Here is a 15,263-nt window from a genome sequence, read left to right as displayed (position 1 = left end):
TTGCCCAGCGGCTTGCCGAAATCGAGGGTGCTGAAGCGCCGGTTGCGGGTGAAATCGGAGAAGCCGGCGCTGGCGCTCAATTCCCAGCGCGGCGAGAATTTCCAGCGCGCGCCGAGCAGCGCATTGGCTTCCTCGCCGGCCGTAACGCCCCATTTGCCCGGGCCGAAGTTCAGCGAATTGCGCTGGAACTGGGGCAGCGCAACCGTCGGATTGGGGTTGGCCACGGTCTGTACCGGCTTGGTCGCATAGCGATAAATGCCCGGCTCGCCCGCCTTGCCGTAAATCCGCTCGACATCGAAATTGAAGGTCAGCGTGTCGGTCGGCTTGAAGTCGAACGCGCCGGCCAGCAGGTAGCGATGCCCGTCGGCATTATCGATGCCGGCATCAATGCGCGAATAGGCCGCATTGAGCCGCGCGCCGAACACGCCATTGCCCCAGCTATTGCCGTAATCGACGGCACCACCGATCGCGCCGCGCGAGCTGCCGTTCACCTTGAAGCCGAATTTTTCGGTCTCGGTCGGGCGCTTCATCACCATGTTGATGATGCCCGACGGCGCGGTAAAGCCGTAATAGAGCGCGGATGCACCCTTCAACGCCTCGACCCGCTCCTTGTCCTCGAGCGGCAGGCCGACGATGTTGATCACCGGCAGAATGCCATTGAGGCGGTAATTGCCGCGATTTTCGACATCGATTCCGCGGATCGCAAGGTTGCTGTAGACCAGGGACGAGATCTGCGAGACCGACACGCCGGCCGAGTTGCGCAGTGCATCGAGCACCGAGGCCGATTGCTGCTGGTCGAGCAGTTCGCGCGGAATGACGCTGACGGTCAGCGGCACATCGAGCTGGCGCGCACCACGAAAGCTGCCGACCTGTACTGCCTGAGTGCCGGTCCGGTCAGCGGTGACGACGATATCCTCAAGCTGCGTGCCGTCGTCGGGCACCTCCTCCACGGCGGCCGGTGCCTGTTGGTCGGCGGGTGCCGCGGGTTGTGGTTCGGTCTGCGCCCAGGCGGACACCGGCAGCATCAAAGTGGCAGCACCACCGAGCAGGATCGCTTTACAGATCGGCTTCATCTTACTTCCCCTTATTCTAAATTGTTATTTATAAGAGTGACGGGCTGTTTGCCTCTTTCACTCAAAACCCTCATGACTAACGCGATTACTCCAACGACACGTGCGATTTTTCCGCACTGTTACATGCGAGAATGGAATGAATGACCGGAGCCGCCGCTTGCTTCCGCCGATGGGGGCGCTGCACAGTTTCCTGATTGCGGCGCGCCATGAGAGCTTCTCGCGCGCGGCCGACGAGATCGGCCTGACGCAGAGCGCGATCAGCCGCCAGATCGCGACGCTGGAGGACTGGCTGCAGGTCACTTTGTTCACCCGCATCGGCCGCCGCGTCACGCTGAGCGCTGACGGGCGCGCCTATCTGGAGGCGATCGCGCCGGCGCTGGCGGCGATCCGCGTCGCCACGTCGCGCGTCATTGCGCGGCCCGACGACAATGCGCTGAGCATCGCCACCTTGCCCGGCTTCGGCATGCGCTGGCTGGCGCCGCGGCTGGGTGGGCTGACCCGCGAAGTGCCCGAGCTGGTGATCAATGTCGCCGCGCGCGTGCATGAATTCGACCTCGAAGCCGATGGCTTCGATGCTATGATCCATTTCGGCGCACCCGACTGGCACGGCATGGAGCATGACCTGCTGTTCCAGGAACAATCGATCGCCGTCATTGCGCCCGCCCTGCTTGCCGACCTGCAAATGGCGACCCCGGCCGATCTGCTGAAACTGCCCTTGCTGGTGCAGACCGAACGGCGCGGTGCATGGCGGCGCTGGTTCGATGCTGCCGGGATCAAGGATGCGCTGCCCGGCGACGGCCCGGTGTTCGAACATTTCCTGATGGTCGCACAAGCCGCTGCCGGCGGGGCGGGCGCCGCGCTGCTGCCGCGCTTCATGATCGAGCCCGAGCTGGAATCGGGCGCGCTGGTGCCGCTGTTCGACCACCGGCTGGAGGATGAGGGCGCCTATTATCTGGTCTATCCGGCCGACCGGCTCAAGCGCCCGGTCTTTGCCCGGTTCCGTGCCTGGATCGTGGAGCAGGCCGCCAGCGCGAGGGGATAGGCGCCGACTCATGCGGCCACTCCGACGGCACCCGGCGACCAGCGGACGGTGGCGCCGCGATCAGCGCCGAGCAGCTGGCTGGCGTCGGTCACCAGGGCGATCTCGCCGTCGACGACCTGGGCGGTCGCCATCACCGCACGGAAACCCAGCAGATCCTCCGAGCAGATCAGATGCGGCGTCGCGGCGGGCGCGGCATTGGGCGACAGCGTGACCGGGCGGGCCTGTCGCGACTGGGCGACGGTCGCGATCTGGTCGCGGTCGCAATGCATTTGCGGCCCGGCGTCGAACACATCGACATAGCCTTCATAGCGGAACCCTTCGCTGCGCAGCATTGAGCGGGCAGGCATGGAATTGCGGTGCGGCTTGCCGATCACCTCGCGCGCGTCGGGTGGTAGCAATTCGATATAGAGCGGGTGCTTGGGCAAAAGCTCGGCAATGAAATCCGCGCCGCGCGTCGCGCTGAGCAGGTCGGCGGTGGCGAAATCCATGCTGAAGAAGCGCGCGCCGACCGCGTTCCAGAACGGGTTCTCGCCGCGATCGTCCTGCCAGCCGCGCATCTCGCCCATCAGCAGCGGCGCGAACAGATCAGGGCGGATCGCGACGAGCATATAGCGCGAGCGCGCCAGCAATCGCCCGGCGCCCGTGCCCTTCAGCGACGGGTGGATCGCCAGCGTGCCGACCTCGGTCGTGCCGGTATAGTCATTGGCTAGCGCGAGCATTTCGACATTGCAGCTGACATCGACCGCCTGGCTGCGCTGTACCAGCCGGAGCCGTTTGTAGGAGAAGAAGCCATAGGGTGACCCGACATGCGGGTAGAGCGCCGAGGTGCCCTGGACCGTGCCGTCGCCGGCATCGAGGACGAGCAGATATTGCGTCTGGGCACGATCGAGCTGGCCGCGAAAGCTTGCCACCGAGCGCTCGATCTTTTCGCCGAGCACGGCGCGGTCGGCCGGCAATGTCGTCATGCCCGAGCCCAGGCTTTCGGCGAGCGCGACCACGCCGTCCAGGTCGCGGGTTTCGGCGGGGCGAACGAAACGCATCATGCCGCCTCCACCGTGGCGCGCGGCGCAGGCGCGCGCTTGCGGCTGCGTGCACGGCGTGAAGCCCATAGCCACAGCCCGGTGCCGGACAGACCAGCAAGTGACAGCGCGGAGAGCAGCAGCAACAGCCGCGTCGCCAGGCCGCCGAACAGGCCGGTGTGGACGGTGTAGATCCAGTCGACGATCTCGCTGCCTGCGGGCAGCGCGCCGGCGACATAATGGCCGAGATCAGCGCCGCTATAGGCGTTGTAATAAACCTGTTTCGCGCCGTCCGGCCGTACCGTCAGATCGCTGTCGAGATAGATGGCAACGACATGGCCGCCGCTCGAAAAGCGGATCTGGCGCAGCGGGGTCGCACCATATTCGGCGCGCGCGCGGGCAATCAGGCGATCGACCGGCAGCGGCGCGGCCCCCACTACGGCAGCGACCTTTGGCGCGGGACGCTGCGTGACGGTGCCGAACAGGCCAAGCACGCCGCGCACTTCGTCCTTCCACACCATCATTGCGCCGGTGCCGGCGGAGACGATCAGCAACAGGGCCGCCGCGCCACCCCAGGCGCGGTGCAAGGTCCGCCAGCGCCGGTCGCTATTGCCGCGCCACAGGATTCGAAAGCCGCTCCGCAAGCGCGCAAGGCCGGGCCACCAGACGATCGGTCCGGTAATCGCCATGAACAGCAGGGCAAGCCCCTCGATGCCGATGATGATCTCGCCGGTATCGCCGGCGAGCAATGTGTGATGCACCGCGAACAGCCATTCGGTCGGCCAGGCGGTGCGCGTACCGTCGCGCAGGATATGATTGCGGAACGGATCGACCGCGATGAGCCGCAGCGCCCTGGTATGCGGATCGGTCAGCTTGAACAGCGCGGCGCCATCGGCCCAGCGCGAGAGTTCGATACGGTTGACGGTCGCGTCGGGATGCGCCGTTTGGACCATGTCGAGCATCTGCTGGACCGGCACGCGCGATGCGGCCGGCGTGACGACGATTGCGGGGTGGATGATGCGGTCAATCTCGTCGCGAAAGACCATGGTCGCCCCGGTCAGCCCCTGAATCAGCAACAGGATGCCGACCGTCAGGCCAGTCCAGCGATGCAGTTTCAGAAAGACGGGGCGCAATCGCTTCACCGCGCGCTCCCATAGGCCTTGACCAGCCGGTAGAGGAATTCGCGTGCGTCATAGAGCGACTTGACGCGGACCCGTTCGTTCAGGCCGTGCACGCCATTCCCGTCCGGGTCGACGAACACGCCCGACACGCCATAGGTCGGGATGCCCGCGGCGTTGAGGAAGCGGCCATCGGTCGCGCCGGTGCTGAGCGTCGGGATGACCGGCACGCCGGGCCAGATCTCGCCGGCGATCTTCTCGATCGGATCCATCACGGCGCGGGTCAGCGGCGGGGCGGGGCTTTGCGGTCCGGGCGCGGCGGCCGGCTTCAGCGCGACCTTGGAATCAGCGACCTGCTCGACCAGTTGCCGCTCGATCGACGCGATATCCTCGCCCGGCATGATACGGCAATTGACATTGGCCTGGGCATGTTGCGGCTGGGCGTTTTCGGCATGGCCACCCTGGATCAGAGTCGAAATGCAGGTCGTGCGCAGGAACGCGTTCCAATAGGGCGAGCCGGCGGCGATGCGCGCATAGGTCGCCGCATCGGCGGTACCGAACCCGACTGCCGCCATGTCGGTGCGGACCTGCCCGGCATAGGACGGCGCGGACCGGGCGAAGAAGCCCTTGGTGCCGTCGACGACATGGACCGGGAATTTATACGCCCCGATCCGCACCAACGCCGCAGCGAGCCGCACGATGGCATTGTCGTCGGTCGGCCGCGCGCTGTGCCCACCCGGCGCGACCGCGGTCAGCGTGAAATCCTGATAGACTTTCTCGCCGGTCTGGACCCCGAACGACATCGGCTTGCCCGCCTCATCGAGCAGGCCCTTGCCGCCCTCATTGAGCGCGAAGCCGGCCTTGAGCGCGTCCGGATCGGTCTTGAGCAGATACTCGACGCCGTCGAAGTGCGAATCGGTTTCCTCGCCGCAGGTCAGCGCGAGCTTGATCGTGCGGCGCGGACGGAAATTTTCTTCGCGGTAGCGAATCAGCGCGTCGACATATGACGCCGCCATCGCCTTGTCGTCGATCGCGCCGCGGGCATAGAAATAGCCATTTTCCTCGACCAGCTTGAACGGGTCGCGCTGCCAGTCGGAGCGTTTCGCCTCGACCACATCGATATGCGCGACGAGCAGGATCGCCGGCGCCTTGGCATCGGTGCCGATAATGCGGCCGACCAGATTGCCCTGTTTCGGAAAGGCATCGGGAATGACGACGCGGAAGGCGTCGGGTGCATATCCTGCCGCGACCAGCCGGGCGCGCATGCGCTCGGCGGCGAGCGTGCAACTGCCGTTCGACAGTGACGTGTCGGTCTCGATCAGCTCCTGGTACAAGGCACGGAAGCGGGCCTGGCCGGAATCGGCGGGCGTCGCCGCAATGCCCGGTGTCGCGCCCAGCATGGCGGCCATGACCAATGCGACTCGTGCCACCCGGTGATCGAAACGTCGCGCCATCGCCCTTTTCTCCCTTGCCGTCGCGAACGACGGGCCGCGCCCTTCACAGGCGTCGATGGGGAAAGGGTATGCGGCTATCCTGTCACGGTGCTGTCACGTTCCGGCCGACCGACGAATTGACCGGAAAGTAGGACATTTTAGCAGCAATTAACTGGTGGCGGGCGCGATCGGCACGCGGACTTCGACGCGCAGGCCCGGTCCGGCGGCGCGATCGGTCAGCATGACGGTGGCGCCGATCGCCTCCGCCAGCGCCTGGACGATCGCGAGTCCCAGGCCGCTGCCCGGATGCGCCTGATCGCGGTCGAGCCGGCGGAAGCGGGTGAAGACCAAAGGGCGGTCTGCCGGCGGAATGCCGGGGCCGTTGTCCTCCACTACGACCAGCGCAGCCCCACCTTCACGCGCGACCGACACCAGCACCTCGCCATCGGCGGGCGTGTAGCGAATCGCATTGTCGACCAGATTGCCGACCAGTTCACCAGCGAGATCGCCGATCGTCACGACCTGCAGCGCCGGCACCGCCGCATCGAATTGCAGGTCGATCGCGGATTTCAGTGCGCGCGGTGCGTGTTCTTCGGCAACCCCGCGGACGACGGCAACGATATCGGTCGGCCGGGCGCTGCTCATCGCCGCTTCACGCGACCCCTCGGCCCGGGCCAGAGCGAGTAGCTGAGTGAGCAGGCGCTGCAGCCGGGTCGTCGCGGCGTCGATATCCACAGCGGACTGGCGCGCCGGTCCGGGCGGCAGTTCGACGGTCGATTTCAGCAAGTCGATATGCGTGCGCAGGATGGTCAGCGGGGTGCGCATCTGGTGCGACGCATCGGCCGTGAAGCGGCGGATGCCCTGCACCGCATTGTCGAGCCGCGCGAGCAGGCTGTTGACCGCCGCGATCAGGCTGCGCAGTTCGTTGGGCACATGGTCGAGCGGGAGGGGGTCGAAATCCGCCTTGCGCCGCCCCTCCATATGGCGGCGGATCGTCTCGAGCGGGCGCAACCCCCAATGCACCGCGATCGGCAGCAGCAGCACGAGCAGGCCGAGCAGCAGCAATTCGAGAATGGCGAGCGCGCCGAGCATACGGTCGCGCAAGGCGCGCCGCGCATCGAGCGTCTCGGCGACCTCGACGATCACCAGCGAGCGCACGCGCGGCACCTGGCGCGCCATCGCTGCGATGCGGATCGGGAATTCGCGGAACCGGGCATATTCATAGACGATCGCGCCGTCATCGGCCGGCGGCCGCTTCACATGCGGCAGATCGGGATAGCCGGTGATCAGTTCCTTGCCCGCCCGCACGCTGTAATAGACATTGTCGCGCGCGTCGTTCTCCAGCATGCCGAGCGCCGATGGCGGGATGTCGAGCGTGACCTGGTCATCCTCCAGCGCCAGCGTTTCGGCGATCGCCCGCGCCGATGCGCCGAGGATGCGGTCATTCACCCCTTCGACGATATTGTTGATGGTCAGCGCGCCGCCGAGACCAAGCAGCAGCGCGAGCGCGGCCATCGGCAGGCCGAGCCCGAGCAGCATGCGCCGCGTCAGCGAGGTCGCCCGGACCAGCGCCAAAACCTAGTCCTCTTCCATCAGATAACCGAGCCCGCGCAAGGTGCGGATGGTCGGCCCGTGCGGTTCGAGCTTCTTGCGCAGCCGCGCGATGTAAACCTCGATCGCATTGGGGGCGACCGCCTCGTCATAGCCGAACACTTCCGCCGCCAGCCGGTCCTTCGACACGACCTGGCCGACGCGCGAGATCAGCCGTTCGAGCAGCACCCATTCACGGCGGCGCAACTCCAGGTCGCGGCCGTCGATTGCAGCGGTGTGGTGCGAGCGGTCGAATTCGAGCCGGCCGACGCGGATCACCGGCGAGGGATCGACCTGTGGCCGGCGCAGCAGCGCGCGCAACCGCGCGGCGAGTTCCTTGGGCTCGAACGGCTTGAGCAGATAATCGTCGGCGCCGAGATCGAGTCCGCGCACCCGGTCTTCGATCGCGTCGCGCGCGGTGAGCATCAGCACCGGCGCCTTGCACTGCCGCGCGCGCAGGATCTTCAGCACCTCGAAGCCGGACATGTCGGGCAGGCCGACATCGAGCGTGATCACCGCATAGGGTTCGTCGGCGGCCATCATCAGTCCCGACGCGCCGTCGAATGCCGGATCGACCGAATAGCCCTCCGCCGTCAATGTCGCGGTCAGGCCGCGGGACAGCGCCGCGTCGTCCTCGATAAGCAGAACTCTCGCCAAGATGGAATTCCGTGTGACAGCCGGATGAAAGGTTGGCCGTGTTCCTGTACCACCAAGCAAATAGAAAACGGAGCGAGGGTGCAAGGGTGAGTTCGAACCGGTGGCAGCGATTGGTGAGGCGGGCGATGCTGGCGCTGCTCGGCTGGACCATGCTTGCAGCGGCGACGCCGATCCCGCGCGGCTATCCCCGGTCCTATCGTGAGATCGCCGCCAATGCCGCGTCGGAACGCGCACTGCTGGTCTATTCGACGATCAACGGCGCCGACGTGGCGGACCTGCTCGCCGAGTTCCGCAAGGCCTATCCGGCTATCCGGCTTGAGTATCGCGAACTCTCCTCGGCCGGCCTGTACAGGACCTTTATCGAGGAAGTGCGCGCCGGGCGGCCCAGCGCCGATCTGCTGTGGAGCGCGGCAATGGATCTCCAGACCAAGCTGGTCAATGACGGCTACGCCCAGGCCTATGCCTCACCGGAAAAACCCTATCTGCCGCCCTGGGCGATCTGGAAGAACCAGGCCTATGGTGTGACCGCCGAGCCGATCACGATCGTGTATAATCGCAAGCTCGTACCGCCGGCTGATGTGCCGCGCACTCATACCGACCTGATCCGCCTGTTGCGAGCCAAGCGGGCCTTTTATCTCGGCCGGGTGGCGACCTATGACCCGGTCCGCTCCAGCGTCGGCTATCTTTATATGAGCCAGGACCTGCAGCTGAACCGCGACACCAGCGCGCTGATGAAGGCGTTTGGCGAGACGCGCGTGCGCCTGTTCGATTCCTCGGCAAGCATGCTCGACGCGATCGCTTCGGGGCGCCAGCTGATCGGCTATAATGTGATCGGATCCTATGCGCTCGAACGTCAGGCGCATAACCCGGCAATCGGGGTGGTGATGCCGAGCGATTATACTTTGGTTACCTCGCGGGTCGCCTTGATCGCGCGCGAGGCGCGGCATCCCAATGCGGCCAAGCTGTTTCTCGATTTCCTGCTGTCCCGGCGTGGGCAATTCCTGTTGTCGCGCCGCTACATCACGCCAGCGCGCGCCGATGTGCCGTCGCATGCCGGCGCGCGCGCGCCGGCGGAAATCGCAAGGGCGATCCGCGTCGGGCCGGCGCTGATCGCCAATCTCGACCAGATCAAGCGCCGGCATTTCGCCACCGAATGGGCCGCCGCACTCGCCACACTCCGTCCTTGAGGATCCGCGCATGACCATTTTCGATCCGTTGTCACGGCGCCGCTTCGGTGCGCTTGCGCTTGGCGGCGGGGCCGCATTGCCGCTGTCGGGCATGCTCGGCGGCGCGGCGAACGCACGCACGCCCGGTCCACTGGTTGGCCCGGTCGCCCGGCCTGGCCCGGTAACCGACGGGCTGCCGCGCAGCACGCCCGAGGCGAAAGGTGTGTCGTCGGCCGTGATCGGCACATTTCTCGACGATGTCGCCGGAGCTGGTCTCGAACTGCACAGCTTCATGCTTGCGCGCGGCGGATCGGTCGTCGCGGAGGGCTGGTGGTGGCCCTATGAACGGCAGCGCGTCCACATGACGCATTCGCTGACCAAGAGCGCAATGGTGTGCGGCGTTGCGCTGGCGCTCGACGAGAAGCGCTTTGCGCTCGACAACAAGGTTGTGTCATTCTTCCCGGAACATGTCCCCGCCGATGCCAGCGACAATCTGCGCGCGATGACGGTCGAGAATCTGCTCACCATGCAGACCGGTCATGATCGCGAGACATCGGGGTCGGAATGGCGGCCGATCAAAACCAGCTGGATCGCCGAGTTCATGAAGATCCCGGTGGTGTTCAAGCCCGGGACCAAAACGGTCTATACCAGTGCGGCAAGCTATATGCTGTCGGCGATCGTGACCAAGACGACGGGCATGAAGCTGGCCGATTATATCCGGCCCAAGTTGCTCGATCCGATGGGCATCACCGATTTCCAATGGGACGTCAGCCCCGAAGGCGTCAGCCCGGGCGGCAATGGCCTTAGCTGGACCACAGCGGATTCGCTGAAACTGGGTATGCTCTACGCGCAAAAGGGGCGGTGGAACGGGCGGCAATTGCTCTCCGCCGCCTGGGTCGAGGCGGCGTCGCGCCATCATTCCGACGATGAGGAAGGGCCGTATGGCTATCAATGGTGGATCGGCCCGGACCAGTCTTATTTCGGGCTCGGCAAGTTCACCCAGATGTCGATCGTCTTCCCGCAATATGACGCGGTGCTCGCGATCTTTTCGGCGATCAACAAGAGCCGGATGCTCAAGCCCTTTATCTGGAAACATTTTCCCGCTGCCTTTACTGACAACAGGCCGCCGGTGCCCGGCGCCGCGGCAGCGCTGCGCAAGCGGACCCAGGCGCTGCAATTGCTTCCACCGCTGGCAGCGTCATCCTCGCCCGCAGCGGCGCAGATCACCGGACGCGATTTTACGCTCGCGGCCAATGACCAGGCGGCGCGGAAGGTGAGGTTCGATATCGGCACGGACCGTGTGCGCTATCAGCTGACCGACGCTCGCGGCACGCATTCGATCACTGCCGGGCTGGGCGAGTGGCTCGAGCAGGAAACGACGATGACCGGCGCGGCGCTGCATCATGAATATGAGCCGGAACGGATGCGCGTTCTCTCGCGCGCGAGCTGGATCGACGGCCGGACACTCGAAATGACCTGGCAGTTCATCGAGACGGTGTTCCGTGACACCGTCACGTGCCGGTTTCAGGGTAACACGGTCGTGATCGATCGCGGCGTGAACATGAATTCTGGCGAGCTGAAACTGCCGAGCCTGACCGGAACCCGCGCACCTGCGGCGTGACAGCGCTGCCCCTGCCGCGCGGTACGCGTGACAGGGGCAGTCGTCGGCCGATCAGAATTCAGCGGTGACGCCGAAGGTGAAGATACGACCGCTGGTGGTATATACCTCGGTACGGATGGCCTGGAGGTCAGCGTACTGCACGATCGGCTGGTCGGTAAGATTGATCCCTTCGACCACAAAGCGGATTTTCGGCGTGACGTTGTAATGCGCCTGGAAGTCGATGTTGTGAGTACCTTTCATGGCGTCGCCGACATTGCCGATGCCGTTGGCGCTGAGACCGCCACTCCCGACCAGATACCGGCTGCGATAGGCATCGGACACGCGCACGCCCCAATCCCTATCCTCATAATAGAGCGTCGCGTTGGCGGCCCATTTTGACAGGTCGAACAACGGCAATGTGACAAAGGTGGTCGTGTTGTAGATCACCTTCTGATGGCCATCGAACCAGGTACCGTTCACCACCGCACCGAGATGGCTGAGCGGCCCGGGCAGGAAGGTGAAATCATGCTGGAATGCCGCTTCGATCCCCTTGATGTCCGCGCCTGGGCCATTGACCGATTGCGTCAAGTCGAACGGCGTATTGGCATCCTCGCCTGGAATCAGCAGCGACAATGGCAGGCCGGTCTGACCATAGGGGATTTGCTTGGTCGAAGAGGTAATGAAGCTGTCCATTTTCTTGTAGAAGAAGCCGATCGACGCAAAGCCTCTACGGCCCATATAATATTCGACCGATCCTTCTATCGATGTCGCCTTATAGGGCTTCAGGGATGGGTTGCCGAGGCTCACGCTGCCGCCGTTCGGCCGGGTGGTGATCGAACTCGCCGCGGCCAGATCGTTCAGCTTCGGGCGGTTGACGTTGCGGCTGGCGCTGAGCCGGACCACCACATCATCGACCACATCCAGCGCGAGGTTGACGGCGGGCAGCCAGCCATGGCTGTTGGTCTGGACGACCACCGGAATGAGCGTCGTCACGCCGCTCACCATTGCGCTGAGATGGCCTGAAGAGGTCAGATCGGTCGAATAATAGCGCACGCCCGCATTGGCACGCAGCGGCATTCCACCAATCTGAGTTTCGAGATCGACCTGAGTAAAGCCGCTCCAGGTTTTTTCATCGACGTTATAGTCAGTGCCGGCCTGCAGGTTCTTGGTACTCAGATCACGGGGATCGCCGATATAATCATACACGCCGTCCACATCGCCGACGATGTAGGGCAGCAGTGTATTCACCCCGACCACTTGTTTCAGATCGTTCGGGATGGGGATGTCGGCCGGAACATTGTGAAACACCTTGTTATTATACTGATAACCGCTGTTGCTGAAATGCTTGAAGTCAGTGCCAGTCTTGAAGGTAAGGGCGTCATTCAGCTCGTAGATCGCATCGAGCTTGGCGTTGGCGTACTTGCTGGTGATCGAATTCTCCTGCGTGTCGAGACGCTGGAGTGCCCAGTTGTTCGGATTGGTCAGGTCGACGCCATAGGTATTGACCGGAATGGCCGGCCGATTATCAAAACTGAAAGCCATGTTCTTGGCCTCCATGAACACTTTGTCGAACTCCGGCTGGCGGAAATCGGATTCCTCGTAACCGCCCAGCGCGGTAAGGGTCAGCCGGTCGGTCACCTTCCAACTCATGTTCGCCACGCCCTGATAGAAATCGGTGTGGTTGTTGATGATATGATGTTCGGATCGCTGGTCGATGCCGGTATAGCTCGCCGCCCGTAACGTATTGCCGTCGATCGCCGCCGACTGGATGACTTGGCCGCCATTCACTGTGCCGCCGGTCAGCGCGTTGGAACCGGCGCTCGCCAGCGCGTAATCGTCGCGGTGGTCAGTCAGCCGGCCGTAAAGCAGATCGACATCGATCTTGAAGCGATCGCCGGGATGATATTGCAGCGCTGACGTGATGCCCAGCCGCTTGCGGTCTGTATACCAGGACGAGGGCGATTCCGCCTGGGGCGCGACGATCGTGCCCGATTGCAATTTCTGCGCCGTCGCCGCGTCGATGTTCGGGCCGATATTGGCAGGACTATACGTGACCGTACCCCAGCCCCAGTTGCGATAGCCATATTCGTTGCTCTTGATCTGGCTATACGCGACCGAGACGAGCGCCCCGAAATCGCCCCAGTGCCCCGATGCGAGGCCGACGAGGCGCGGCGTCACGCTCTTGGTATTGCTGTTGGTCTGGCCCTTGGCCGAAACGACGAACTTGCTGCCGCTATAATCGAACGGCTTGGCAGTGTTGAGTTCCACCGTGCCGGCGATGCCGCCTTCGTCCTGCTCGGCGGCATAGGATTTCTGCACCGAGATGCGGTTGAACAGCTCGGATGCGAACAGGCTGAAATCGAAGGAGCGCGTCCGGCTGGTGGCGCCGCGATTGTCCATGCCCGAAGAGGTATTGCCGAGCACTTCCATGCCGTTCAACTGAGTCCGGGTGAAGTCCGGCCCGAGCCCACGCAGCGTGATCTGCCGCCCTTCGCCCGAATCACGAGTGATGGTGATGCCGGGGATGCGTTGCAGCGATTCGGCGAGATTCAGATCGGGAAAGGAAGCGATATCCTGCGCCATGATATCGTCCTCCGATCCCACCGCGCGGCGCTTCAGATCCTGCGCGAGTTGAAGGCTGTGGCGATAGCCCGAAACGATGATGTCGCTGTCGTCGCTCACCTCGGCCGCCTGAACCGGTGCGGCAACTGGCGCTTCGACGGGCGTCGGGGCCTCGCGAACAACCCGCGCGGGACGGCGCGGAGCGGGCACGGCACCGGGTTTGAGCACCGCGACGCTGCCGCTAATCGAGGCCGACAAATTGGTGCCGCGCAACAACAGGTCGAGCGCCTCGCGAACGCTGTGCGCGCCGCGAACGCCGGCGGTGCGGCGGCGGGCCACGGCGTCGGGCGCCGCAACCACCTGCACACCGGTCACGCGTGAAAATTGCGAGATCGCCGTGCGCAGATCCGATGCGGCGATGTCAAACTGCATCTGCCGTGCGAATGTCGCGTCGGCCGGATGGGCCTGGGCCGTGGCCGGCGCGGCAAGTGCCACAGCCAGCGCGATCAATGAAATTCCCTTTGTACGATCCATGATGGTCCTCCGCTTGGGCGCTCATGCGCGCCCTGACGGAAGACGGGTTCGCCACCCGGATCGGACAAAAGAATTTTGTTACATTTCAATGTCATCGGAATGACGATCGCAAGATTCAGCCGCCCGTCGCGACGAGCCGCAAGCGATCGCCGTCGGGCACGACGGTGAAGCCGTATGCGGCGCCAAGCGCGCCCAGCAATTGCCGAGAATCGTCGAGCTTGAAGCGCCCGGTCAGCGCAATCCCGGCAAGCGCGGGCGGCGGATCCATGACCAGCGGTCCGTCACGACGGTTAAGCGCATCGACCAGATCGCCGAGCCGCATATCGTCGGTATCGACCCAATCCTGCCGCCAGTCCTGCTGCGTCGCGTCGAAGCGCGTCGGCGCGCGCGCCTTGCCGTTGGTGAAACGCGAGCGCCACCCAGCCGGCACATCTAAGCTATAGGCCCCCATAGCGGCACCACCGAACCGAACACGCCCACGATAGACCGAAAGCTTCACTTCACCGCGCGTGACATCGAGGTCGAACGCCGTACCGAGCACGCGCGTCGCCGAACTGCCGGCATGGACGACGAACGGCCGCACGTTTTCATGCGCAATGTCGAAATAGGCCTCGCCCCGGTTGAGCGCGACCAGTCGCTGCCGTTGGTCGAGCGTCACGTCGAGGCTGGTCGCGCCGTTGAGATGAAGCGTCGATCCGTCAGCGAGCGTGACGTCGCGCTGTTGCCCGCGCTGCGTCTCGTAATGCGCGACGATCGCTGCGGACGTCCCCTTGAACCATCCGTTCGACCAGGTGCCTGCGCCGACCATCGCCACAATGACGGCGGCGCCGAGCGTAGCAGCCGTGCGCCGCCGCGCGGCGCGCATCGCCCGGATATCGCCATCTGAGAGCCGGCCGAACCCGACGGCTTGCTCGAGCGCTTCGGTGAGCGCCGGATCGTCGAGCGTCTCCCGGACTTCGGCGGCAAGCGATGGCGACGCAGCCGGCGCGTCGTCGTGCAGTACCCAGCGGGCAGCGTCACGGAGAGCGGTGCGGCGGCTCATCGGCGTGCCCCCCCGGGCAAACCGCGGCGTTCCAGCGCAGCGCGGAGATCGGCCAACGCCCGGCTGCAATGTTTCTCCACCGCAGCAATGCTGAAGTCCAGATCGGCAGCAATCATCGCCGCCGGGATGTCGTCGAGCCGCCGGCGCAGAAACACTTCGCGGCGCAGTGGCGGCATTACCTTGAGCGCCCCCACCAGTATCTCGATGCGTTGCCGGTAATCGAGAATCTCTTCGGCGCCCGGCAGCGGGCATGCGATGCCATCGGCCAGTTCGCCGGCCGGTGGCTGGGCCTGGCGGCGGCGCAGATGGTCGAAGATGAGATTGCGCGCGACAGCGAAGCAAAAGGCACCGACATCCGTCACCGGACGCGACCGGCGATAGCTGTAAAGCCGGACATAGGTTTCCTGGACGATATCCTCGCCTTCGC

12 protein-coding genes are annotated in these 15,263 nt (G+C 64.7%); 3 read left to right on the top strand and 9 right to left on the bottom strand.

Annotated features, from left to right (window positions below; translation table 11 throughout):
- A partial coding sequence (locus tag ACRECS_RS26450) for a TonB-dependent siderophore receptor (RefSeq protein WP_431585962.1) occupies window positions 1-1,073 on the bottom strand: 1,073 nt, incomplete at its 3' end.
- Between the two features lie 157 nt (window positions 1,074-1,230).
- Here ACRECS_RS26450 and ACRECS_RS26445 point away from each other — a divergent pair.
- Window positions 1,231-2,115, top strand: a complete 885-nt coding sequence (locus ACRECS_RS26445; RefSeq protein ID WP_431585961.1) for a LysR substrate-binding domain-containing protein — start codon at window positions 1,231-1,233, stop codon at window positions 2,113-2,115.
- A gap of 8 nt (window positions 2,116-2,123) precedes the next feature.
- Here ACRECS_RS26445 and ACRECS_RS26440 read toward each other — a convergent pair whose 3' ends face one another.
- The 5 genes from ACRECS_RS26440 to ACRECS_RS26420 form a co-directional block, all read right to left on the bottom strand.
- Window positions 2,124-3,158 (bottom strand): arginine N-succinyltransferase, encoded by a 1,035-nt coding sequence (locus ACRECS_RS26440; protein ID WP_431585960.1) that lies wholly within the window; start codon window positions 3,156-3,158, stop codon window positions 2,124-2,126.
- A complete protein-coding gene (locus tag ACRECS_RS26435) occupies window positions 3,155-4,276 on the bottom strand; it encodes a PepSY-associated TM helix domain-containing protein (RefSeq protein WP_431585959.1) in 1,122 nt (373 codons plus the stop codon). Before ACRECS_RS26435 ends, ACRECS_RS26440 begins: the two co-directional genes overlap by 4 nt.
- Window positions 4,273-5,706 carry a M20/M25/M40 family metallo-hydrolase gene (locus ACRECS_RS26430; RefSeq protein WP_431585958.1) on the bottom strand — a complete coding sequence of 478 codons (1,434 nt, stop codon included), beginning with the start codon at window positions 5,704-5,706 and terminating at the stop codon, window positions 4,273-4,275. Before ACRECS_RS26430 ends, ACRECS_RS26435 begins: the two co-directional genes overlap by 4 nt.
- A 147-nt stretch (window positions 5,707-5,853) precedes the next feature.
- The gene (locus ACRECS_RS26425; RefSeq protein ID WP_431585957.1) at window positions 5,854-7,260 is read right to left on the bottom strand and encodes a sensor histidine kinase; all 1,407 of its coding nucleotides are present in this window, start codon (window positions 7,258-7,260) and stop codon (window positions 5,854-5,856) included.
- Window positions 7,261-7,263: 3 nt separating this feature from the next.
- On the bottom strand, window positions 7,264-7,932 hold the full coding sequence (locus ACRECS_RS26420; RefSeq protein ID WP_431585956.1) for a response regulator transcription factor: 669 nt from the start codon (window positions 7,930-7,932) through the stop codon (window positions 7,264-7,266).
- Window positions 7,933-8,057: 125 nt separating this feature from the next.
- Between ACRECS_RS26420 and ACRECS_RS26415 the strand changes: the two genes are divergently transcribed.
- Together ACRECS_RS26415 and ACRECS_RS26410 are read left to right on the top strand one after the other, a co-directional pair.
- Window positions 8,058-9,119: an ABC transporter substrate-binding protein gene (locus tag ACRECS_RS26415; protein WP_431585955.1), complete on the top strand. Its 1,062-nt coding sequence runs from the start codon at window positions 8,058-8,060 to the stop codon at window positions 9,117-9,119.
- A 10-nt stretch (window positions 9,120-9,129) separates the two neighbouring features.
- Window positions 9,130-10,719, top strand: a complete 1,590-nt coding sequence (locus ACRECS_RS26410; protein ID WP_431585954.1) for a serine hydrolase domain-containing protein — start codon at window positions 9,130-9,132, stop codon at window positions 10,717-10,719.
- Between the two features lie 51 nt (window positions 10,720-10,770).
- Here ACRECS_RS26410 and ACRECS_RS26405 read toward each other — a convergent pair whose 3' ends face one another.
- From ACRECS_RS26405 to ACRECS_RS26395, 3 genes are all read right to left on the bottom strand, one after another.
- Window positions 10,771-13,794 carry a TonB-dependent receptor gene (locus ACRECS_RS26405; protein ID WP_431585953.1) on the bottom strand — a complete coding sequence of 1,008 codons (3,024 nt, stop codon included), beginning with the start codon at window positions 13,792-13,794 and terminating at the stop codon, window positions 10,771-10,773.
- A gap of 115 nt (window positions 13,795-13,909) precedes the next feature.
- Window positions 13,910-14,836, bottom strand: coding sequence for a FecR family protein (locus tag ACRECS_RS26400; RefSeq protein ID WP_431585952.1), 927 nt, complete (start codon window positions 14,834-14,836; stop codon window positions 13,910-13,912).
- On the bottom strand, window positions 14,833-15,263 hold a 431-nt coding region (locus ACRECS_RS26395), incomplete at its 5' end, for an RNA polymerase sigma factor (protein WP_431585951.1). The genes ACRECS_RS26395 and ACRECS_RS26400, both read right to left, overlap by 4 nt.

This window comes from Sphingomonas sp. (assembly GCF_050725575.1).
GTDB lineage: Bacteria > Pseudomonadota > Alphaproteobacteria > Sphingomonadales > Sphingomonadaceae > Sphingomonas.
This window is presented reverse-complemented; position numbering and strand designations above follow the sequence as displayed.

What these genes read in the sequence shown, in the direction of transcription:
- ACRECS_RS26440 (WP_431585960.1), bottom strand. Translation starts at nt 3,158, where the DNA reads ATGATGCGTTTCGTTCGCCCCGCCGAAACCCGCGACCTGGACGGCGTG.
- ACRECS_RS26430 (WP_431585958.1), bottom strand. Translation starts at nt 5,706, where the DNA reads ATGGCGCGACGTTTCGATCACCGGGTGGCACGAGTCGCATTGGTCATG.
- ACRECS_RS26415 (WP_431585955.1), top strand. Translation starts at nt 8,058, where the DNA reads ATGCTGGCGCTGCTCGGCTGGACCATGCTTGCAGCGGCGACGCCGATC.
- ACRECS_RS26410 (WP_431585954.1), top strand. Translation starts at nt 9,130, where the DNA reads ATGACCATTTTCGATCCGTTGTCACGGCGCCGCTTCGGTGCGCTTGCG.
- ACRECS_RS26405 (WP_431585953.1), bottom strand. Translation starts at nt 13,794, where the DNA reads ATGGATCGTACAAAGGGAATTTCATTGATCGCGCTGGCTGTGGCACTT.
- ACRECS_RS26400 (WP_431585952.1), bottom strand. Translation starts at nt 14,836, where the DNA reads ATGAGCCGCCGCACCGCTCTCCGTGACGCTGCCCGCTGGGTACTGCAC.